The following is a 22,264-nucleotide window of genomic DNA, read 5'->3' as shown; positions in this document are numbered from 1 at the left end:
CGACAGACTCATGTTCAATATTGCGACTGCGCCGTTTGCCCATAACCGCAAACAGACCCGAACCCTGATGCTGCTGGTGATCCTGGCCTGCGTGCCGGGCTTGCTGGCCCAGACCTGGTTCTTCGGCTGGGGCTCCTTTATCCAGATCCTGCTGGCGTTAGTGACCGCGCTGCTATGTGAGGCGCTGGTGCTCAAGCTCCGTGGCCGCGCCATCAAGCCTGCCCTGATGGATGGCAGTGCGGCGCTCACCGCCGTGCTGATCGGTCTCTCCCTGCCGCCGCTGCTGCCATGGTGGATGCTGGTGGTGGGCACGGCCTTTGCCATCATTGTCGCCAAACACCTTTACGGCGGACTGGGTCAGAACCTGTTCAACCCGGCCATGGTCGCCTATGTGCTGCTGCTGGTCTCCTTCCCGGTGCAGATGACCAGCTGGCTGCCGCCGGAGAGCGTGCGCGCCTACAGCCTCGGTTTTGGTGATGCGGCGTCGGTGATCTTCACCGGCTTTAGCCTCGACGGCTACAGCATGGCCCAGCTCAAGCAGGGGGTGGATGGTCTCACCATGGCGACCCCCCTCGATACCCTGAAAACCGGCCTGACTCAGGGGCTCACCACCGGCGAGATCCTGAGCGGCCCGCTGTTCGAGGGTTGGGGCGGCATCGGCTGGAGCTGGGTCAACCTCGGCTATCTGCTGGGCGGCCTCTTCCTGCTGCAACAGAAGGTGATCAACTGGCGCATTCCGACCGCCATTCTGGGCTCCCTGCTGGCAGCGGCGACCCTCGGCTACCTGATGAGCCCGGATGCGACTGCCACGCCCATGTTCCATCTATTCAGCGGCGCTACCATGCTGGGGGCCTTCTTTATCGCCACCGATCCGGTCAGTGCCTGCACCACGCCGCGCGGCCGACTGGTCTATGGCGTGCTGATCGGAATGCTGGTCTACATCATCCGCCGCTTTGGCGGCTATCCGGATGCGTTCGCCTTCGCCGTGCTGCTGGCCAACCTTTGTGTGCCGTTTATTGACAGCCTGACTCGCCCGAAAGTGTATGGAGCCCGTCGCCAATGATGTTTCTGCCCTTTTCCCCCATCACAGCTGACGGAGCCCGGACATGTTAAAGAGCATGCGCAAGAACGGCCTTATTCTGGCGATGTTCGCGCTGGGCTGTACCGCGCTGGTGGTACTGACCAACGAGCTGACCAAGGATAAAATCGCCCACCAGCAGCAGCTGGAGAAGCAGCAGACCCTCTCGGTATTGCTGCCGGAGGGGAGCTATGACAACGATCTGGTGGCCAGCTGCAAGCAGGTGACCAGCAGGAAGTATCTCGGCAGCGATCAGCCGCAGTCTCTCTATACCGCCAGCAAGAATGGCGTGGTAACCGGCTATGCGCTGGAGGCGATCGCGCCGGACGGCTACAGCGGGGCGATCCGCATCGTGGCGGGCTTTGATGCCAAGGGCACCATCACCGCCGTGCGCGTGCTCGCTCACAACGAGACCCCGGGCCTGGGTGACAAGATCGAGCTGAAAAAATCGGACTGGATCAACAGCTTTGCCGGAAAATTCCTGACCCATGACAACGAGCCCCAGTGGGCGGTGAAGAAGGATGGCGGCGAGTTCGATGCTTTTACCGGCGCCACCATCACCCCGCGAGCCGTGGTCAAGGCGGTGAAGAACCTGCTGAAACTGCAGCAGGAGCAACCCGAACTGCTCAGCAACGCCCCGGCTTGTCCGGCGGCGAACTAACGGAGTCGAGCCATCATGAACCAGATGGAACAGATTGAAACGGGCACAACCCCGCTTGCCGAGCTGGAAAGCCGCAAGGGCGAGCTCAAGGAGCTGATGAGTCAGGGGCTGTGGAAGAACAACCCCTCGCTGGTGCAGGTGCTGGGGCTTTGCCCGACCCTTGCCGTCTCCTCCACCTTTACCAACGCGCTGGGGCTCGGCCTTGCCACCATGGCGGTGCTGGTCTGCTCCAACCTCGCCGTCTCGCTGGTGCGCAACTGGGTGCCGAAGGATATTCGCATCCCGGTCTATGTGATGATCATCGCCTCGCTGGTGACCAGTGTGCAACTGCTGATGAACGCCTACACCTATGGCCTCTATCAGGCGCTCGGCATCTTTATCGCCCTCATCGTCACCAACTGCGTCATCATCGGCCGCGCCGAGGCCTATGCCTCCAAGAATCCGCCGCTGCTGGCGGCCCTCGACGGCCTGATGATGGGCCTTGGCTTTACCCTGGTGCTGCTGGTACTGGGTGGCATGCGTGAGATCATCGGCATGGGCACTCTGTTTGATGGCGCCGAGCTGCTGCTGGGCGAGTGGGCAAAATCCCTGCGCATCGAGCTGTTCCACGCCGATGCCAGCCTGCTGCTGGCGATTTTGCCGCCGGGCGGCTTTATCGGACTGGGGCTGTTGATCGCCGCCAAGAATGCCATCAACGACTGGCGGGACCGCAAACAGGCCGCTACCGTAGCCCACTGCAACGTTGCCCCGGCCCGCGTCCGGGCGACCGAACTATGATCGGACGCAAGGCATGAATAACCAGAAACGCAGAGAGATCCTCGAGCGACTGCGGGCAAACAACCCCCACCCCACCACAGAGCTCAACTTCAACTCGCCGTTCGAGCTCTTGATCGCCGTGCTGCTCTCGGCGCAGGCGACCGATGTCAGCGTCAACAAGGCGACCGACAAGCTCTATCCGGTGGCCAACACCCCGCAAGCGATGCTGGATCTCGGGGTGGACGGGCTCAAGGAGTACATCAAAACCATTGGCCTCTTCAACACCAAGGCCGAGAACGTCATCAAGACCTGTGCCATCCTGCTGGAGCGCCATGGCGGCGAGGTGCCGGAGAACCGCGAAGCGCTGGAAGCCCTGCCGGGCGTCGGCCGCAAGACCGCCAACGTGGTGCTCAACACCGCCTTTGGCTGGCCCACCATCGCCGTAGATACCCATATCTTCCGGGTATCGAACCGCACCGGTTTTGCGGTGGGCAAGAACGTGGATCAGGTGGAGGAGAAGCTGCTCAAGGTAGTGCCCGCCGAGTTCAAGCTGGATGTCCACCACTGGCTCATCCTGCACGGACGTTACACCTGTCTCGCTCGCAAGCCCCGTTGTGGTTCTTGTATCATCGAGGACTTGTGCGAATACAAAGAGAAGGTCTATCCAGAAAGCTGATGGCCTCACAACCGAGATTGAAAGCAGTACACATCACCAACCCGGAGAACTGAGCAATGAGAATTCTGCATACCATGCTGCGTGTCGGCGATCTGCAACGCTCCATCGACTTCTACACCCGCGTCCTTGGCATGAAGCTGCTGCGCAAGAGCGAGAACAGCGAGTACAAGTACACCCTGGCCTTCGTTGGCTACGGTGACGAGAAGGATGAAGCGGTGATCGAGCTGACCTACAACTGGGGGGTGAGTGAGTACGAACTGGGCTCCGCCTACGGCCATATCGCGCTGGAAGCGGACGACATCTACGCCACCTGCGACGCACTGCGCGCCGCCGGTGCCAAGATCACCCGCGAACCGGGCCCGGTCAAGGGCGGTACCACCGTGATCGCCTTCGTCGAAGATCCGGACGGTTACAAGATTGAACTGATTGCCAAGAAAGATGCCGGTACCGGCCTGGGTGACAGCTTCTAAGCAGCCCTAATCCCGCTGCCGAATGGCAGGATCAAAAAAGAGCGCAGATGCGCTCTTTTTTATATCCGGCTGCCGGGGACGGCGCTAGATCTCGCCATTGCGCCCCATGCTGATCACCACCCGCCGGTTCTTGGCACGACCCTGCTCCGTTTCGTTGGAGGCAACGTGCTGCTTCTCGCCATGCCCCTCCACCGAGATCTTGCCGGGATCGATCCCCAGATCGACAAACACCTTCTTGATGGCATCGGCCCGTTTCTCGGATAGCTTCAGGTTCGGCCAGCGGCCGCCATAGCTGTCGCTGTAGGCATCGATCACCACCACGTCGATGCTCTTGTCCGCCTTGATAAACTCGCTGATCATCGCCAGCCGCCGCTTGGAGGGGATGGAGAGCTGATCGCTGTTCTTGTCGTAGGTAAGCACGCTAAAGGCGATGTCGTTGAAGCTGTAGGGCAAGAGCCCGCTCAGGCAGTCGATAAAGGCCTGATATTTGACCCGAAAGTTAACCGACGAAAGCGATACTCGCACCGCACGGTTTTGGCGATACCAGTCCCGATACTGGAAAGTGGGCATTCGTCCCCCCTCCAGCTCATCGAGCATGGTCCAGGCGGTTTGCCCCTCCACCAGCCCATCGAACTGCTGATAGAAGCGCAGTTGACTCACTTCTCGCCCGGCAATCCCTGGGCGCCATACCGGCGGCATGATGCCAAGGCTCACCGTCTGGGTCTGGGCCTGTGGCCGCTTGCCCTTGAGCTCAAAGTCGAGGTTGATCTTGCGCCCGGCGCGGCTGACAAAGGCCCCCGTTCCCCAGTTGGGGATCGGGTGTTCGAGGCGACACTCAATCTGGGTATCGGAGGTCAAACGCCAGACGGATTGATCCAGACCGGCACCGAATTCGGTGACCCCAGCCTGTAACTGCATACTCACGGATATGCTGACCAACCCCAACACCCAAGCGTTCAATTGCTTGCCCTCCACACGATCTCACAAGGGGTATCGGCCAGGGAGGGACAAGCTTTAGCGCAAATGGATCAGTGGGGAGAGGCTCTCTCTATCAACTTGAAGCTGGCAATTCGTCCAGCCAGCTCCCGTGCCAACTGATCCAGTTCGACACTATTCTGCTGCAGGGTGACCGAGTGCTGGCGATGGGCCTCGTACACTTCGCGGATGGTCATTACGTTGTGCTGGATATCGTCCGTTACGTAGCGCTGCTGCTCGGTTGCGGTAGCCACCTGCGCCGTCATGTCACTCACCTTGCGCACCTCATTGACGATGTCGGTCAGCTCGTGACCCGCCCGCTGCGCTTCACTGACGCTGAGGCCCGCCTGCTCGCTGCCCGACTGCATGGCCACCACCGCCTGACGGGCTCCAGCCCGCAAACGGGAGAGCATCTGTTCGATATCATCTGCCGCCTGCTGGGTACGGGCAGCCAGTGAACGTACCTCATCGGCGACCACGGCAAAGCCGCGCCCCGACTCACCGGCACGGGCTGCCTCAATGGCGGCATTGAGGGCCAACAGATTGGTGCGATCGGAGATCTGCTTGATGAGGTTGAGTGCCTCGACGGCGGACTCGGTATCCTGATGCAGGTTGTTGACCAACAGCCGGGTCTCGTCGAGGGTGCCGGCCACCTGCTCGATGGCGGCGATAGTCTGATCCACCTCCTTGTCCCCCTGCCGGGCACGGCCAATGGCCTGCTGGGTCGCCAGTGAGGTCTGGGTCGCATTGCGAGCAATTTCGGCCACCGTCGAAGCCATTTCCGTTGCGGCGGTGGCAACCAGTTCAACCTGACCGACGCCACGCACCACACCTTCATTCACTTCGGCAATCACCTCGCTGGAGTTGCTGGCACTACGGGTCAATATCTCACAGGAGCGGCGCACCTCCAGCAACAAGCCTTCCAGATGCTGCAGAAAGTGGTTGAGATCCCGCGCCAATGCCCCAAGCTCGTCACCCGATTGCCAGTTGACCCTCACCGTCAGATCATTTTCATTGACGAGCCGTGAAAAGGTGCGATGCAGAGCGACGAAGCCCAGATGCACATCCCGCAGCACCTTCCAACTGATGAGGGTAGTCAACAGCAGGCAGCACAGAACCGCCATAGCCCCCCACCAGAAGTTGCGCTGACTCTCTCCCTGCATCTGCTCAACCCGTTCGAACAACTGCTGGAAGAGCTGATCTTCGCCCTGTTTGAGCTGGTCGATCTTCTCGGTGCTCACGGCAAACCAGCGCTCCGGATCGACGCCAAAGCTCCCCTCGGTCATCTTGCCCAGGGCGAGCTGCTCATATTTCGCGACCTCTGCCATCACCGGACTCTTCTCAATTTGCTCAAGCAGGCGTCGCTGCGGCTCGCTTGCCACGGCGCGAAAACGCTCCAGATAGCTCTGCTGGGCAGCGAGCAGGGACATAAATTGCTGCAAGGTAGCCGGGGTGAAACTCCCTTTGGCAAAGACATTGCTGAGGGTCGCCCGCTCCATCCCCATACGCTCCTTGTTTTGCAAAAATGCGGCGTAGGCATTGGTCTGCAAGGCAATAGCGGCATCCTGGCTACGCAGACTAATCTCATCCACGACCTTGAGCAGAGAAGCAATCAACTGGCTATAAAAGGCGACCTGACGCGGGGCCTCTATGGCCAGTTTGTCCACCTGATTGCGGATCCCCATCAACTCGCGCAAAGCCAGATCCACCTGCTCGTGGGCAACCCCCCTCTCCAACCCCTGAAAGCGATGAATGGCTTCATCAACCTGTTGCCGCTGACGTGGCAGGGCATCTGCAAATTTGCGCCCTTCAGAGCCGATAAACCCCGCCGACATGCCACGCTCCTTTTGCAGCTCGTGCACCAACTGGGCGCTGCGTTCGACCACAGCCAGCTGCTGCAGGGCTTGCGTCATCTCATGGGTCACCCGATATCTGTCGTATGCGTAGTGGCTGGCGAAAAACAGCAGCGCCAATAACGGCAGGCAAATTGCCAGCAACATCTTGCCGGCCAATCCGAGTCTGTTCATCCCGCACTCCTGTCATTTTTATCAACGCGTTGATTATATCCGGCCTGCTCGCTTATGCCGCTGACGACATCTGCCATTGGCCAGAACCATGAGCTGCATCAACCATTTTCTGTAGATGGCCACGCAGCCCCCCCATAGCCCAGCCCAATGGTCAGGTCGAGACAGCCAGAGAGAAACTCGCTACAGTAGATCAGGGCGACAGGAGGTCGCTTGTTTGGGGAATCCAGCCATGAAACACCCGCTCTGCCCGCTTTACCGTCTGGGTTGCGCCCTCTTCGCGGCGACCCTGCCCATGGCGTCACTCGCGGCCAGTAACAACCTTGACGATCAGGAGGAGGACTGGGCGCAAAAACGGGCCAATGCGGTGATCTCGCTGATGACTTTCAGCGTGGTGCCGGACATCACCGCCAGCAACCTGGACATCGGCAGCAGCACTGGCCAATCTTCTGCGCTCAACATGGGGCAACTGGGAGGCGGCGCAACCCTGAGCGAAGCCGTGCCCATCTATCTGGAGGGGGCGCTGGGCTACAGCCGCTACGACCCCCAGTTTGTGATAAGCAATGGTACCGAGAGTCGCACCATACCGACCAAGTGGAATAGCCTGACCGCTTCGGGCGGGATCGGCTGGGATGTCACCCTTCACAAAGATCCGCGTGGCGGCCACTGGGTGCTGCGCCCCATAGCCAACGTCTCGCTCGGTACCATGGCCAGCGACCTGCGGATCGGCAACTGGCTGCTGGATCGTACCAAGGGCTACTCGCTGGACTTTCTCGATGGGGGTCAGCTCAATATGTACGGGCTGGGTGGCTCGCTGATGCTCGATTACGAACTCTTTTCACCGGCCCAGGACATAGATGCCGAACTGCGCTACTCCTATCAGCACCTGCAGAGCTTTGGCGGCACCTCGACCAGCGTCCGTGGTCACGCCGAGGCGGAGAACCTCGGCCTCTATCTGCGCCGCCGCGCCCCGCTGTTCCACTGGACCCTGCTCGACAGACCGGTGCGCTATGTACTGGAGGGGGCCCATACCGCATATCTGGGGGAACAACGGGGGTTGCTTGGCTTTGACTCCCTCAACTCCATCGGCGCCGGTCTGGAGCTGGATAGCAGCAAGTACGACATCATTGTCACCCGTACCCGGCTGGTTGCCCGCTACATGTTCAGCCACAACACCAGCGGTTATTCCATTGGGCTGGCCATGAGCTTCTAACCCGGACTGCCAGAGGGGCATCCTCCGAGTCGCACCATGCAGCTATCACCGCCACCATAAAAAACGCCAGCCTTGCGGCTGGCGTTCTCATTGGGGTTGAAGCGACTTATTTCAGATCGAAACGGTCATTGTTCATCACCTTGACCCAGGCCTTGACGAAGTCTCGGACGAACTTCTCCTTGCCATCTTGCTGGGCATAGACCTCGGCGTAGGCACGCAGCACCGAGTTGGAGCCAAACACCAGATCAACCCGGGTAGCAGTCCACTTCACCGCACCGCTCTGGCGATCCACGATCTGGTAACTGTTGCGGCCAGTCGGCTGCCAGCTATAGGCCATGTCGGTCAGGTTGACGAAGAAGTCGTTGCTGAGCACACCGACCCGGTCGGTAAAGACGCCGTGGGCCGACCCGCCATGGTTGGTGCCAAGCACCCGCATACCGCCGACCAGCACTGTCATCTCGCGGGCGGTGAGCCCCAGCAACTGGGCTCGGTCGAGCAGCATCTCCTCCGGCTGCACCTTGTAATGTCCCTTTTGCCAGTTGCGGAAACCGTCGTGCACCGGCTCGAGGAAGGCGAACGACTCGGCATCGGTCTGCTCGGCGCTGGCATCGCCGCGGCCCGGCGCAAAGGGAACGACGATATCAACGCCGGCCAGTTTGGCCGCCTGCTCTACCGCTGCACTGCCCCCCAGCACAATCAGGTCGGCGATGCTGACCGGCTTGCTCAGGGAGGCCTGCAGGGCGATCAGGGCGTTGAGCACCTTCTCGAGGCGAGCGGGCTCGTTGCCTTCCCACTCTTTCATCGGCGCGAGACGGATGCGAGCACCGTTGGCACCACCGCGATAATCGGAGCCGCGGAAGGTGCGGGCACTGTCCCATGCGGTGGCGATCAAATCGGCTGGCGCCACGCCGCAGGCCAGCAGTTTGGCCTTGATCTCACTAACCTCTTTGTCAGAGAGCTGGTAATCCACCGCCGGAACCGGATCCTGCCACACCATGACTTCGCTCGGCACTTCTGGCCCCAGATAGCGGCTGCGCGGCCCCATGTCGCGGTGGGTAAGCTTGAACCAGGCGCGGGCAAAGGCGTCGGAGAAGAGCGCTTGATCCGCGGCAAAGCGCTCGGAGATCTCCCGATAGACGGGGTCAAAACGCAGCGCCATGTCCGCATCGGTCATGATGGGGTTGCAGCGGATAGAGGGGTCTTCCACGTCCACCGGACGATCTTCCTCCTTGATGGCGACGGGCTCCCACTGCCAAGCACCGGCCGGGCTCTTCTTGAGCCACCAGTCGTGGCCCAGCAGCATCTTGAAGTAGCCGTTGTCCCAGCGGGTCGGGTTGCTGGTCCAGGCACCTTCGATCCCGCTGGTCACCGTATCACGGCCGATACCGCGGCTCTCGTGGTTGATCCAGCCAAGCCCCTGTTCGTGCACATCCGCCCCTTCGGGGGCTGGTCCCAGTTTGGCTGCGCTGCCGTTGCCGTGGGCCTTGCCGACGGTGTGGCCACCGGCGGTGAGGGCGACGGTCTCTTCGTCATTCATTCCCATACGGGCAAAGGTGACGCGCATGTCGTGGGCGGTTTTCAGGGGATCGGGATTGCCATCCACCCCTTCCGGGTTGACGTAAATCAGCCCCATCATCACCGCGGCCAGCGGGTTCTCCAGATCCCGTTCGCCGCTGTAACGGCTCCCTTCGCTACCGCTCGGTGCCAGCCACTCCTTCTCGGAACCCCAGTAGACATCTTTTTCCGGATGCCAGATATCCTCGCGGCCACCGGCAAAGCCGAAGGTCTTGAGCCCCATGGACTCATAGGCGACGTTGCCCGCCAGGATCATCAGGTCAGCCCAGGAAATCTTGTTGCCGTACTTCTGTTTGATCGGCCACAGCAGACGGCGTGCCTTGTCGAGGTTGCCGTTGTCAGGCCAACTGTTGAGGGGGGCGAAGCGCTGGTTGCCGGTGTTGGCACCGCCGCGCCCGTCGGTAGCGCGATAGCTGCCGGCGGAGTGCCAGGCCATGCGGATCATCAGGCCGCCATAGTGACCCCAGTCTGCCGGCCACCAAGGCTGGCTGTCGGTCATCAGGGCATGCAGATCTGCCTTGAGGGCATCGTAATCGAGGCTGTTGAAGGCATCGGGATAATCGAAAGTCTCATCCATCGGATTGGTCTTGCTGTCATGCTGGTGCAGGATGTCGAGGTTGAGGGCATTGGGCCACCAGACTTGATGCTCCTGGCTGGCAGAGGTATTGGCACCGTGGGCAAAGGGGCACTGACCGGCCCCGCTAGCGTGTTTGTCCATCTATCAGATCCTCATTGTGGTCATAATGACGGCGAAACCCTTCGCTTCGCAGTAGAGACTAGCCTACCCCCCACTAGTCACTTAAAAAACCGAATAAAAAAGTTCAATTCAATCTGGTTTTGCGATTGAACTATCTCGTCACCGGGTAACAAACAGAACAATGCAGGCGCTTGCAGAGTAGTAGTGGCATAGATCACACACGCTTGTTGAACCCACTGTTAACATGTTGCCATTGCACATCAGACGACAGCGTTGAAATGGACTTCACACCCGTTATTGCGGTTCTGCTGGGCCAGCTCTGGTATCTGCTGCCCCTGCTGTTGCTGGCCACCCTGATCAAAACGCCCAGGTTCAAGGGGATGGTTGGGGAGGCATTTATCAACTTGGGCATCCGGCTCTTTCTCGACAAGCGGGAGTACCACCTGCTCAAGAACGTGACCCTGCCGACCCCGCAGGGCACTACCCAGATCGATCATGTGATCGTCTCGCGCTTCGGGCTGTTTGTGATCGAGACCAAGAACATCAAGGGGTGGATATTTGGCAATCCAGCCCACAAGAGCTGGACCCAGCAGCTCTATCGCAGCAGACATACCTTTCAAAATCCCCTGCGCCAAAACTATCTGCACCTGATGACGCTCAAATCCTTGCTGGGTCTTGCTGATCATCAGCTCCATTCGATTATCTACTTTATTGGCGACTGCACCTTTAAAACCCCCATGCCGGATAACGTGATGAACCGCGGGCTTATTCGCTATATCAAGAGTAAAACCACTCAGGTGCTGACCCCTGCCGAAGTCACCAGAGTGATCGACACCATCCAGCGAGGACGACTGGCCGCCAATTGGCAGACCCATAAACAGCATGTGGCGCAGTTGAAAGCCCGCCACAGCGAGGTTCCCCACCCACCTTTATCCGTAGCTGCAATGTCTGTCGTCAATCAGGTGGTGAACGCCGCACCAATCACCACCGAATCGCTCACCCAAGCAAATCCACTATGCCCCAGATGCGGCAATCTGATGGTATTGCGTGCCGCCAAACGTGGGGATAACCGAGGCAATCGGTTTTGGGGATGCAGTGGATACCCCAAATGCAGATTCATTGTAAATCTCACAGGGAACAGCAAGGCATGAACTGCCACACAAGGGCAAACGTCCCCTGACATCAAGGGCGGCCAATTGGCCGCCCTTGATGCTTCTTAGCGAATTAGCGAATAGTCGCCATCTGCCGCACGCAGCGTTGTTCTCTATCATCCACCCGCTTGGCAAACCAGGCGGTGGTGAGGTTGCGGGTAATTTTCGGACTCTTTAGCTGAATGCCGGGCAGGATGGCGCGGGGCAGTCGCTTGCCCGCTTGCTTGTCGGCCAGGGTAAAGATGCGATGGTAGAGATCGGTCTCGGCAAATTCGGCGGTATCCCCTTTGCGCAGGCTCTGGTGGATCGCCTGTTTGCTGATATTGACCCGGTTGGCGAGGGTGTAGACGGCAAGCTCGGTATTGCCCGGCAGATCCGAGTCATAGCGGATCAGATCCCCGTCCAGCGCCAGAGTTTTGCCACTCAAGCGGCTGACGGCGGCCTGAAAGGCGGCATTGCGACTGGCGTACCAGCCGGCGTTGAAATCGGCAAAGCGGTAGAGGGTATCCGGGTAGTCGACGGGATAACCGAAGATATGTTTGGTGCCAAACCAGATGCCGCCGCGACGGGTAAAGACTTCGTGGCGGATGGAATCCTTGATTGGATAGGGGTAGCCACGGGCGTTGGCCTCGGCAAAGGCGATGCTCACCTGCATCGGGCCACCAGTATGCACCGGGTTGAGGTTGCCAAACAGCGTCTTGCCCATCGGCAGCATGCTGATCATGTCTTCGAAGATTTCACTCATCTCCCGCTCGGTACGCAACTTGTCGATGCGCTCGGCGTAGCTCTTGCCGGTGGGCGAGTTGATGGAGAGCGCGGCCCGCACCATAAATTCGGGGATCAGCAGCTTGGCGGCCCGTGAGTTGATCTCTTTCCAGGCGATCTTGCCAAGGCCCGGCACCACGGGGTCGGCCTGATAAGTGGCTTCCTGCTCCGCCACCGCCAGCACGCTACAGACATTGTGATCATTCACCGTCACCCCCTGGGTGGTGAGCGCCGTCACCACGTCGTTGGCCCACCCCTGTTTGTCCGGCACCTGACGGGGCAAGAAGCGCACGATGCGGCTCTTCATATCCGCCGGTTTGCGCGGCTGCATGGCAGGCGGCGTTTTGGGGTTGCTCACGCTCGCCTCTTTGGCAGGCGCGGAGGCGGGATCACTGGCACAACCGGCCAGCAACAAGGCAGAGCAGAAGGCAAGAAGACGACAGGAAGGCAAAGCGGTCATAAGCATGTCCATTTTTTGTAGGCCCTACAGGCAGCGCTGCTGGCACTGCACTGACAAGCAAAGTGGGGCCATTGTAGAGGATTGCCTGCTGCAGTTGAAACCCGCGCTCGCAGCATCCCCTCCCCTTGCCAGCTTTTGCCACCCCACGCGCCATCCGTTGTCTGCGATGCGGAACTCATGACCTTCCTCAATGGCTCACCCGCCCCGAACCGAACGGTGAGCGCCTGATAAAAAGAAACCCCCGCCATCGCTGGCGGGGGTTGGTCGTCTGGCAAGGCGGGCAAGATGCCCGCTGCAAACTCTTAGCGGTTTTTCACCTTCTGGTGCAGCTCCTGCACCGAGTTGACGTTGGCGGTGGCATCCACACTGATGGCCATGCAGGTGGCAAACGCCTCGTTCATGGTGGTGGTATACGCCACTTTGTTTTGCAAGGCGGCGCGACGCAGCTGCTTGGAGTCCTGGATCGCCACCCGCCCTTCGGCGGTGTTGACGATGTAGGTGTACTCGCCATTCTTGATGCGGTCGAGAATGTGCGGGCGACCTTCGTGCACCTTGTTGACCAGACGCGGGTTGATGCTCGCCTCACCCAGCGCGACGGCGGTGCCGTGAGTGGCATCCAGCTCGTAGCCCAGCTCCAGCAGCTTGGCGGCCAAGTCGACCACCTGCGCCTTGTCGCTGTGACGCACTGACAAGAGGGCACGACCCTCTTTCGGTACGGCGTGGTTGGCACCCAGCTGCGCCTTGGCATAGGCCTCGGCAAAGCTGCTGCCCACACCCATTACCTCACCTGTGGAGCGCATCTCCGGCCCCAGCAGCGGGTCAACCCCCGGGAACTTGGCGAACGGCAGTACCACCTCTTTCACCGAGTAGTAGGGCGGGATGATCTCTTTGGTGAAGCCCTGTTCTTGCAGCGACTGACCGGCCATCACACGGGCGGCAATCTTGGCCAGCGGAGCACCGGTCGCCTTGGAGACAAACGGCACGGTACGGGCGGCACGCGGGTTCACCTCGATAAGGTAGATGTCATCGCCCTTGACCGCGAACTGCACGTTCATCAGGCCGATAACGCCGAGCTCCAGCGCCAGCTTGCGCACCTGCTCGCGGATCTCGTCCTGAATCTTCTTGGACAAGGTATAGGGAGGCAGGGAGCAACCGGAGTCACCGGAGTGAATACCGGCCTGCTCGATGTGCTCCATGATGCCGCCGATGACCACGTCGGTGCCGTCGCAGATGGCATCCACGTCCAGCTCGGTCGCATCGTCCAGGAAGCGGTCCAGCAGTACAGGCGATTCGTTGGAGACGCTCACCGCCTCGGCGAAGTAGCGACGCAGATCCTGCTCGTCATAGACGATTTCCATGGCGCGGCCACCCAGCACGTAGGAGGGACGAACCACCAGCGGGTAGGTAATGCGCTCGGCCAGCAGCACGGCCTGCTCCAGCGCGGTGACGGTGCCGTTTTCCGGCTGCTTGAGGCCGAGGCGCTCGACGGCAGACTGGAAGCGTTCACGGTCTTCGGCGCGGTCGATGGCATCCGGGCTGGTACCGATGATCGGTACGCCGTTGGCTTCCAGTGCACGGGCCAGTTTCAGCGGGGTCTGGCCACCGTACTGGACAATCACGCCCTTGGGTTTTTCGATGCGCACGATTTCCAGCACATCTTCCAGGGTCACCGGCTCGAAGTAGAGACGGTCAGAAGTGTCGTAATCGGTGGAGACGGTCTCCGGGTTGCAGTTGACCATGATGGTCTCATAACCGTCTTCGCGCAGGGCCAGCGCCGCGTGCACGCAGCAGTAGTCGAACTCGATACCCTGACCGATACGGTTCGGGCCGCCGCCGATGATCATGATCTTGTCGCGGTTGCTCGGGGCCGCTTCGCACTCCTCGTCATAGCTGGAGTACATGTAGGCGGTGTTGGTGGCGAACTCGGCGGCGCAGGTATCGACCCGCTTGTAGACCGGGAAGATGTTGTTGCGGGCACGCAGTTTGCGCACTTCCCCTTCGGCCACACCGAGGATCTTGGCCAGACGGGCATCGGCAAAGCCTTTGCGCTTCAGGGCGCGCAGGAAGTCAGCATCGAGACCGGCCATGCCGCGCTCTTTCACCTCTTCTTCCAGTTTCACCAGATCTTCAATCTGTACCAGGAACCAGGGGTCAATCTTGGTCAGCTTGAAGATGCCGTCCATGGAGAGACCGGCGCGGAATGCATCGGCGATGTAGAAGATACGGTCGCTACCGGCATCCTGCAGCTCGTGACGGATGCGGGTCAGGGAGTCCGGGGCGTTCAGATCCACCATGGGGTCGAAGCCGGTCTTACCGGTCTCGAGGCTGCGCAACGCCTTGTGCAGGGACTCCTGGAAGTTACGGCCGATAGCCATCACTTCACCGACCGACTTCATCTGGGTCGTCAGACGGTCGTTGGCACCGGCGAACTTCTCGAAGTTGAAGCGTGGCACCTTGGTCACCACGTAGTCGATGGCCGGCTCGAAGGAGGCCGGAGTGCGACCGCCGGTGATGTCGTTCATCAGCTCGTCGAGGGTGTAACCGATGGCGAGCTTGGCTGCGATCTTGGCGATGGGGAAACCGGTCGCCTTGGAGGCCAGCGCAGAGGAGCGCGACACCCGCGGGTTCATCTCGATGATGACCATGCGGCCATCTTTCGGGTTGATGCCGAACTGGACGTTGGAGCCGCCGGTCTCGACACCGATTTCGCGCAGCACCGCCATGGAGGCGTTGCGCATCAGCTGGTACTCCTTGTCGGTCAGCGTCTGGGCTGGCGCGACCGTGATGGAGTCACCGGTGTGGATACCCATGGGGTCGAAGTTTTCGATGGCGCAGACGATGATGCAGTTGTCGTTGCGATCCCGCACCACCTCCATCTCGTACTCTTTCCAGCCGATCAGCGACTCGTCGATGAGCAGCTCTTTGGTCGGCGACAAGTCCAGACCGCGCTCGCAGATCTCAACGAACTCTTCGGTGTTGTAGGCGATGCCGCCACCGGAGCCACCCATGGTAAAGGAGGGACGGATGATGCAGGGGAAGCCAACCATCTGTTGCACGCCCCACGCCTCTTCCATGTTGTGGGCGATGCCGGCACGCGGGCACTCCAGGCCGATGCTGCGCATCGCCTTGTCAAAGCGGGAGCGGTCTTCGGCCTTGTCGATGGCGTCGGCGGTGGCACCGATCATCTCGACACCGAACTCGGCCAGCACGCCATGCTTCTCCAGCGCCAGTGCGCAGTTGAGCGCAGTCTGGCCGCCCATAGTGGGCAGGATGGCGTCCGGGCGCTCTTTCTTGATGATTTCGCGCACCACTTCCCAGGTGATGGGCTCGATGTAGGTGGCGTCTGCCATCTCCGGGTCGGTCATGATAGTGGCCGGGTTGGAGTTGACCAGAATGACGCGGTAGCCCTCCTCGCGCAGGGCTTTGCACGCCTGGGCGCCGGAGTAGTCAAATTCGCAGGCTTGGCCGATGACGATGGGGCCGGCGCCGAGGATCAGGATGCTCTGAAGGTCGTTACGTTTTGGCATGAAACTCTTTCCTCTATTTCTTAGGCGCGATACTGCTTAATCAATTCAATAAAGTGGTCAAAAAGACCGGCACAGTCGTGCGGACCCGGGCTCGCTTCGGGGTGCCCCTGGAAGCTGAAGGCCGGACGGTCGGTGCGATGGATACCTTGCAGGGAACCATCAAACAGGGAGACGTGGGTGGCGCGCAGGCAATCCGGCAGGCTGTTCTCGTCTACCGCAAAGCCGTGGTTCTGAGCGGTGATCATGACGGTGTTGTCATCAAGGCTCTTCACCGGATGGTTGGCGCCGTGGTGGCCAAACTTCATCTTGACGGTCTTAGCACCGGAGGCCAGACCCAGCAGCTGGTGACCCAGACAGATGCCGAATACCGGCGTGCTGGTATTAAGGAAAGCCTTGATGGCCTCGATGGCGTAGTCGCACGGCTCGGGGTCGCCGGGGCCGTTGGAGAGGAAGATGCCATCCGGGTTCATCGCCAGTACCTCGGCGGCCGGGGTCTTGGCCGGTACCACGGTCAGGCGGCAGCCACGGTCAACCAGCATCCGCAGGATGTTGCGCTTGACGCCAAAGTCATAGGCTACCACGTGGTACTTCAGCTGGTCGGCATCCGGGGTGACGTGCCCCTTGCCAAGCTGCCAGCTCCCTTCGGTCCAGTTGTACGCTTCACCAACCGTTACCTCTTTGGCCAGATCCATCCCCTTCAGACCGGGGAAGGCGCGGGCCTGTTCGAGAGCATAGGCTTCATCGACCTGTTTCCCGGCCAAAATGCAGCCAGCCTGAGCGCCTTTCTCGCGCAGGATGCGGGTCAGTTTACGGGTGTCGATGTCGGCGATGCCAACGATGTTGTGAGACTTGAGGTATTCGGAGAGGGATTGCTGATTGCGGAAATTGGAGGCAAGTATCGGAAGGTCCCGGATGATCAATCCCTGAGCATGGATCTGACTGGACTCTTCATCTTCGCTGTTGGTGCCGGTGTTGCCTATATGGGGGTAAGTGAGGGTGACTATCTGACGGGAATAAGAGGGATCGGTGAGGATTTCCTGATAGCCCGTCATCGACGTATTGAAAACCACTTCACCAACGGAACATCCCTCGGCGCCTATCGACACGCCTTTGAATACAGTTCCATCTTCCAGCACTAGCAATGCAGTGTGATTCAAGACAACCTCCAGTTATTTAGCTTTAAATTCAGCAATTTACCTGGGTGTTGCGGGCTCGGTTCCGGTCTTGGACAGGACTCGAACCCGGCAGATTTCTGGCAAATTGGGCGCATTCTACTTAAAAAAAGTGGCATTTCAACGTCTTTTCTCAGATGAAATGCATCTAAATTCAATAAAAAGGCAACATTACCCATTATCTATGCACTTAATCGCTTTGCAACCCCCTCCCGTGAAAGAAAAGGAAAAACCACCACCAAAAGATGACACCAAGCCAGCAATAGCGACAAAAACAAACAAAAAAAGCAATTAAAACAATGACTTTTATTTTTACACAAAAAACATTAATGACAAATTTAACGCTTTTACGATGACAAGAGTGAACGTGAAAAATGGAAAACGTTTTTCAGCGTTTGAATTTTTAGTCTTTCCGATTCCGTGTAAAAAAATGGCTTAATCCGCCATAAAGATGCTCAAATCTGTTACCTGGTGATGACATTCAGGAAGGAAAAATCTGGCAGACAAAGCAATAGTGTGATTTATAAGGCATTCAGATAAAAATTGCCGATAGAGTGTCTTTTTACACAAACTCTGGCTGACTGACAGCAAAAACCCCGGCAAGCCGGGGTTTTTCACTGGGTAGCAGTAGTACGAAAGTGCCGCACAGAGGCATCACTTGAGATTGAGCACATCCTGCATGTCATAAAGACCGGCACCCTGCTGACCAAGCCACTTGCCCGCCCGCACAGCACCGTTGGCGAAGGTCAGGCGGCTGGAAGCCTTGTGGCTGATCTCCACCCGCTCGCCTATATCGGCAAACATGACGGTATGCTCCCCCACCAGATCGCCGGCACGAATGGTGGCAAAGCCGATAGTGTTGCGATCCCGCTCGCCAGTGATCCCCTCGCGGCCATAGACGGCGCACTCCTTGAGATCCCGGCCCAGGGTTTTGGCGACCACTTCCCCCATGGAGAGCGCAGTACCGGATGGCGCATCCACCTTGTGGCGATGGTGGCCCTCGATGATCTCGATGTCGGTGTAATCCCCCATCACCTTGGCGGCCTGCTCCAGCAACTTGAACACCAGGTTGACCCCGACCGAGTAGTTGGAGGCGAACACGATACCGATCTGCTTGCCCGCCTCTTTCAGGGCGGCCTTGCCTGCATCATCAAAACCGGTGGTGCCGATCACCATCTGCTTGTGGTGGGCCAGCGCAAAGGCCAGATTGGCCAGGGTCACCTCGGGGCGGGTGAAGTCGATGATAAGATCAAACTCGTCACGCACCTTGTCAAGACTGTCACTGATGGCCACACCCAGATGGCCCAGCCCATTGAGCTCACCGGCATCAAGACCGATCACCGCCGAGCCCGGCCGCTCCAGCGCAGCACCAACCACCACGCCATCGGTGTTGGTGATGGCCTCCAGCAGCACCTTGCCCATACGACCATTACAGCCCATCACAGCCACACGGATCGGATTGTCCATCTCCACCCTCTCATCTCTTTTAATTATGGAAAGAGACCGTTTTACCAGCCTGTGCCAGCTTTGAAAAGCCCACAGTGAGCCAGCAGAGACAACCGACAAATAAACGAAAATATTTAATTTAATCCGAACATTTAACGGATTTAGTCAGAGTGACAAAATCGAAAGATAAAAACACCTATCCATCTGGACGTCTATCTTGACCTTGTGGGGTTGACTCACTACTGTGGGCACCCCAATGCGGCAGGATGCCCGCCCTGTTTTCCCCCTATCCCTATCCGATACAGGTACAAAGCAGTTTATGACAGGAGGTCATTGTTCAATTTCAGAGGAACACATGATCCAGACTCAACCCAGTGCCAGGGCCTTGCTGCCACTTCTGGTTTTTCTCGCACTCTTTATCGGTACCGGTACCTGGCTGACCCTGCAGGGGGTCGAGTTCGCCTTCTATCAGCTGCCCGCTCCGGTTGCTGCCCTGCCTGCGGTGATGCTCGCCCTGCTGCTTGGCAAAGAGAGCTTCAACAGCAATCTGGAGACCTTCTTCAAGGGGGTCGGCCACAGCAATATCATGGCGATGTGCCTTATCTATCTGCTGGCGGGCGCCTTTGCCAGCGTGGCCAAGGCCACCGGCGGGGTTGATGCCACCGTGGCGCTGGGCCTGTCGCTCATCCCTGGCTGGGCGCTGTTGCCCGGGCTGTTCCTCATCTCTGCCTTTATTGCTACCGCTATGGGCACCTCCATGGGCACCATAGGTGCCGTGGCGCCGGTCGCGCTGGGCGTGGCGCAGGCGGCCGGTATCGATCCGGTACTGATGGCAGGCACCATTCTCTCCGGCGCCATGTTTGGCGATAACCTCTCCATCATCTCCGACACCACCATAGCAGCAACCCGCAGTCAGGGGTGCGAGATGAAGGACAAGTTCCGCGAGAACTTCAAGATTGCGGCCCCTGCCGCCATCGCGGTGATCCTGCTCTATCTGACCCTGGGCTCAGTGGGTGAATCCCCTGCCAGCGGCAGCGCCATCGAGCTGTTCAAGGTGATGCCTTATCTGCTGATCCTGGGGCTGGCGCTCGCCGGAGTGAATGTGTTTGTGGTGCTGGGGATCGGCATTCTGGCCGCCGGAGTGGTGGGCATGATCAACGGCTACGCCATCGGTCAGTTCAGCAAGGATATCTATCAGGGCTTTACCGGCATGCAAGAGATCTTCCTGCTCTCCATGCTGATCGGCGGTCTCGGCGCCCTGATGGAGCGTCAGGGTGGTCTGGCCTGGATCAGTGAGCGCATCAGCGCCCTGATTGCCCGTTTCACTCGCGAGCACAATGGTGAACAGAACGAGAAAGCCGCCGAGCTCGGCATCGCCGGGGTGGTGAGCCTCACCAACCTCTGCACCGCCAACAACACGGTGGCTATTATCGTCGCCAGCAAGGTGGCCCGGGATCTGGCCGAACACCACGGTGTCACCCCGCGACGCGCCGCCTCCATGCTCGATATCTTCTCCTGCGTGGTACAGGGTCTGATCCCCTGGGGCGCACAGGCGCTGCTGCTGGGATCCATCTTCGCCCTGTCGCCGCTAGCCGTGGTGAGCATGAGCTTCTACCCGATGGCACTCGCGATAGCGGCACTAATTGCAGTGTTTGTGAAGCACCAGATGCGCGGCAAAGCTGACAAGTAACAGACCAGAGGCTGGCGCGCCGACATGCCGTCAACAGGGGCCACACCCTGGCCCTTGTTGACTCACTAACGGATCAGCCAGCATTTATCCCACCGTTCCGGGCATCAGCCGTCCGGGGCGGGGTTTCCCTGTCCCCCTTAACGTCAAGAGTGAATGTGCTAAGGTAGAGCGCGTTCAAGCCATCGATGCGCAGCTATGCCAGAGGTTCCCCATGCATGAGTCCCAACCCGAACGTCAATCCCTGCGCCAACTGGTTCGTCAACGCCGCAAAAATCTGAGTCCGGCCGAGCAGCAAGCGGCGGCCCAACAGCTGCTGGCCCAGTTCAAGCAACACCCCGAGATCCTCGCCGCCAAACGCATTGCCCTCTATCTGGCCAATGACGGGGAGATCAACCCCTTGCCCACCATCCATTGGCTGTGGGCCCAGCACAAAGAGGTCTACCTGCCGGTGCTCCACCCCTTTACTCCGGGTCACCTGCTCTTTTTGCGCTATACCGCTACCAGTCCCATGGTGCGCAACCGCTACGGCATAGAAGAGCCGGAGCTGGATATCCTGCAGGTGGTGCCCCACAGCACGCTCGATCTTATCTGCACCCCGCTGGTGGCCTTCGATGCCCAGGGCAATCGCCTTGGCATGGGGGGCGGCTACTACGATCGCACTCTCGCCATCTGGCATGAGCACAAGCTGGGCCCCAAGCCACTCGGCATTGCCCACGACTGCCAGCAGGTAGATGCCGTCCCGCAAGAGGAGTGGGATGTGCCGCTGCCCCAGATCATCACCCCGAGCCACTGCTGGCGCTTTGAATAGGCTGTTTTTGGCCGGCAGCCCCGGCTTTGTGCGCGCAAACGCAGAATAAACAGGCAAACGATTTACAAAGTCCCTCTTTTTGCCCCGGAACGTGAGCAACAAGGTCGCGACGGGGTACCGGGTTGGATATAATGCGCCCGCTTTTTTCTTAAGGAACGATCATGACTCAAGATGAAATGAAGAAGGCGGCCGGTTGGGCTGCGCTCAAGTATGTGGTTCCCGGCACCATCGTCGGGGTGGGCACCGGCTCTACCGTCAACCACTTTATCGACGCGCTGGCGACCATGAAGGACGAGATCAAGGGAGCGGTATCCAGCTCCGTGGCCTCTACCGAGCGCCTCAAGGGCTTCGGCATCACCGTATATGATCTCAACGAGATCAACGCCCTCTCCGTCTATGTGGATGGCGCCGACGAGATCAACGCAACCCGCGACATGATCAAGGGCGGTGGCGCAGCCCTGACCCGCGAGAAGATCGTTGCCGCCGTCGCTGACAAGTTCATCTGCATCATCGACAACACCAAGACCGTCGACGTGCTGGGCAAGTTCCCGCTGCCGGTGGAAGTGATCCCGATGGCCCGCGAATACGTGGCCCGCGAAATTCGCAAACTGGGTGGCAACCCGGTGTGGCGTGAAGGCGTGGTCACCGACAACGGCAACCACATTCTGGATGTGAAAGGCATGGCCATTACCGACGCCAAGGCGTTGGAAGTGCGACTGAACGCCATTGTTGGCGTGGTCACCAACGGCCTGTTCGCCGCCCGCGGCGCCGATGTGGTCCTGATCGGTACGCCGGACGGCGTGATTACCCAGTAATCCCGACACCGGCAGCACAGTGCAGCGGCATCCTCCCTCGCATGCCAGCGCCACTCTGCAACCTCTGACGCAGCAGCGGCGTTGATTGAGCCCCGGGATGGGATATGACCCAAACATTGCACTGTGAATAAATGACGGCGCCTGATGGCGCCGTTTTTATTTATCCCTCAACAAGTTGCATACGGATGTTTACAACATTCGTTGATAACTTCAAAGAATTTGACTTTCGTCACAAATATTCCCTCTCCCAAACGTTTTTGCTACTTTACGGTTTTCTTCGCACACCAAATCTGCACTTACGTTTG

General features: G+C 59.3%; 17 protein-coding genes. 10 read left to right on the top strand and 7 right to left on the bottom strand.

Annotated features, from left to right (window positions below; all coding sequences use genetic code 11):
• Window positions 1-10 precede the first annotated feature (10 nt).
• Genes rsxD through gloA form a run of 5 tightly spaced genes read left to right on the top strand, consistent with a single transcriptional unit; the run spans window position 11 to window position 3,641 of the window.
• A complete protein-coding gene (rsxD, locus tag G5380_RS07265) occupies window positions 11-1,063 on the top strand; it encodes an electron transport complex subunit RsxD (protein WP_201902161.1) in 1,053 nt (350 codons plus the stop codon).
• 43 nt (window positions 1,064-1,106) lie between these two features.
• Entirely contained in the window at window positions 1,107-1,739 is a 633-nt protein-coding gene (gene rsxG / locus G5380_RS07260) for an electron transport complex subunit RsxG (protein ID WP_421352580.1), read from the top strand.
• Window positions 1,740-1,754: 15 nt separating this feature from the next.
• Window positions 1,755-2,516: an electron transport complex subunit E gene (locus G5380_RS07255; RefSeq protein WP_410170585.1), complete on the top strand. Its 762-nt coding sequence runs from the start codon at window positions 1,755-1,757 to the stop codon at window positions 2,514-2,516.
• A 13-nt stretch (window positions 2,517-2,529) separates the two neighbouring features.
• Window positions 2,530-3,171: an endonuclease III gene (gene nth, locus G5380_RS07250; protein ID WP_005350790.1), complete on the top strand. Its 642-nt coding sequence runs from the start codon at window positions 2,530-2,532 to the stop codon at window positions 3,169-3,171.
• Between the two features lie 56 nt (window positions 3,172-3,227).
• The gene (gloA, locus tag G5380_RS07245; RefSeq protein ID WP_005347113.1) at window positions 3,228-3,641 is read left to right on the top strand and encodes a lactoylglutathione lyase; all 414 of its coding nucleotides are present in this window, start codon (window positions 3,228-3,230) and stop codon (window positions 3,639-3,641) included.
• Between the two features lie 84 nt (window positions 3,642-3,725).
• On the opposite strand, the gene G5380_RS07240 is transcribed toward gloA, so the two are convergent.
• Window positions 3,726-4,601, bottom strand: a complete 876-nt coding sequence (locus G5380_RS07240; RefSeq protein WP_005337611.1) for a flagellar protein MotY — start codon at window positions 4,599-4,601, stop codon at window positions 3,726-3,728.
• Between the two features lie 68 nt (window positions 4,602-4,669).
• Window positions 4,670-6,643, bottom strand: coding sequence for a methyl-accepting chemotaxis protein (locus G5380_RS07235; RefSeq protein WP_421352579.1), 1,974 nt, complete (start codon window positions 6,641-6,643; stop codon window positions 4,670-4,672).
• Window positions 6,644-6,935: 292 nt separating this feature from the next.
• Between G5380_RS07235 and G5380_RS07230 the strand changes: the two genes are divergently transcribed.
• Window positions 6,936-7,853, top strand: a complete 918-nt coding sequence (locus tag G5380_RS07230; RefSeq protein ID WP_227343024.1) for an autotransporter domain-containing protein — start codon at window positions 6,936-6,938, stop codon at window positions 7,851-7,853.
• A 106-nt stretch (window positions 7,854-7,959) separates the two neighbouring features.
• Here G5380_RS07230 and katG read toward each other — a convergent pair whose 3' ends face one another.
• Entirely contained in the window at window positions 7,960-10,146 is a 2,187-nt protein-coding gene (gene katG, locus G5380_RS07225) for a catalase/peroxidase HPI (protein ID WP_421212522.1), read from the bottom strand.
• A gap of 257 nt (window positions 10,147-10,403) precedes the next feature.
• Between katG and G5380_RS07220 the strand changes: the two genes are divergently transcribed.
• Window positions 10,404-11,276 (top strand): NERD domain-containing protein, encoded by an 873-nt coding sequence (locus G5380_RS07220; protein ID WP_421352595.1) that lies wholly within the window; start codon window positions 10,404-10,406, stop codon window positions 11,274-11,276.
• 73 nt (window positions 11,277-11,349) lie between these two features.
• On the opposite strand, the gene G5380_RS07215 is transcribed toward G5380_RS07220, so the two are convergent.
• The 4 genes from G5380_RS07215 to dapB all read right to left on the bottom strand — a co-directional run bounded on the left by G5380_RS07215 (window position 11,350) and on the right by dapB (window position 18,667).
• On the bottom strand, window positions 11,350-12,501 hold the full coding sequence (locus tag G5380_RS07215; protein ID WP_236320391.1) for a DUF1615 domain-containing protein: 1,152 nt from the start codon (window positions 12,499-12,501) through the stop codon (window positions 11,350-11,352).
• A gap of 302 nt (window positions 12,502-12,803) precedes the next feature.
• Complete coding sequence (gene carB / locus G5380_RS07210; protein ID WP_216961925.1) at window positions 12,804-16,028, bottom strand: carbamoyl-phosphate synthase large subunit; 3,225 nt, start codon at window positions 16,026-16,028, stop codon at window positions 12,804-12,806.
• A gap of 20 nt (window positions 16,029-16,048) precedes the next feature.
• Window positions 16,049-17,185 carry a glutamine-hydrolyzing carbamoyl-phosphate synthase small subunit gene (carA, locus tag G5380_RS07205; RefSeq protein ID WP_031227689.1) on the bottom strand — a complete coding sequence of 379 codons (1,137 nt, stop codon included), beginning with the start codon at window positions 17,183-17,185 and terminating at the stop codon, window positions 16,049-16,051.
• 669 nt (window positions 17,186-17,854) lie between these two features.
• A complete protein-coding gene (gene dapB / locus G5380_RS07200) occupies window positions 17,855-18,667 on the bottom strand; it encodes a 4-hydroxy-tetrahydrodipicolinate reductase (protein ID WP_005347132.1) in 813 nt (270 codons plus the stop codon).
• A 334-nt stretch (window positions 18,668-19,001) separates the two neighbouring features.
• Here dapB and G5380_RS07195 point away from each other — a divergent pair, with 334 nt between their 5' ends.
• The 3 genes from G5380_RS07195 (at window position 19,002) to rpiA (ending at window position 21,959) form a co-directional block, all read left to right on the top strand.
• Window positions 19,002-20,336 (top strand): Na+/H+ antiporter NhaC family protein, encoded by a 1,335-nt coding sequence (locus G5380_RS07195; RefSeq protein WP_421296232.1) that lies wholly within the window; start codon window positions 19,002-19,004, stop codon window positions 20,334-20,336.
• A gap of 211 nt (window positions 20,337-20,547) precedes the next feature.
• On the top strand, window positions 20,548-21,144 hold the full coding sequence (locus tag G5380_RS07190; protein WP_005337635.1) for a 5-formyltetrahydrofolate cyclo-ligase: 597 nt from the start codon (window positions 20,548-20,550) through the stop codon (window positions 21,142-21,144).
• A 161-nt stretch (window positions 21,145-21,305) separates the two neighbouring features.
• A complete protein-coding gene (rpiA, locus tag G5380_RS07185; RefSeq protein ID WP_421271460.1) occupies window positions 21,306-21,959 on the top strand; it encodes a ribose-5-phosphate isomerase RpiA in 654 nt (217 codons plus the stop codon).
• Window positions 21,960-22,264: the final 305 nt, after the last annotated feature.

It is taken from the genome of Aeromonas sp. 604443 (genome assembly GCF_049170315.1).
Taxonomy (GTDB): Bacteria; Pseudomonadota; Gammaproteobacteria; order Enterobacterales; family Aeromonadaceae; genus Aeromonas; species Aeromonas veronii_A.
Note: the sequence above shows the minus strand (reverse complement) of the source record. Positions and strands in the feature narration are given on the sequence as shown.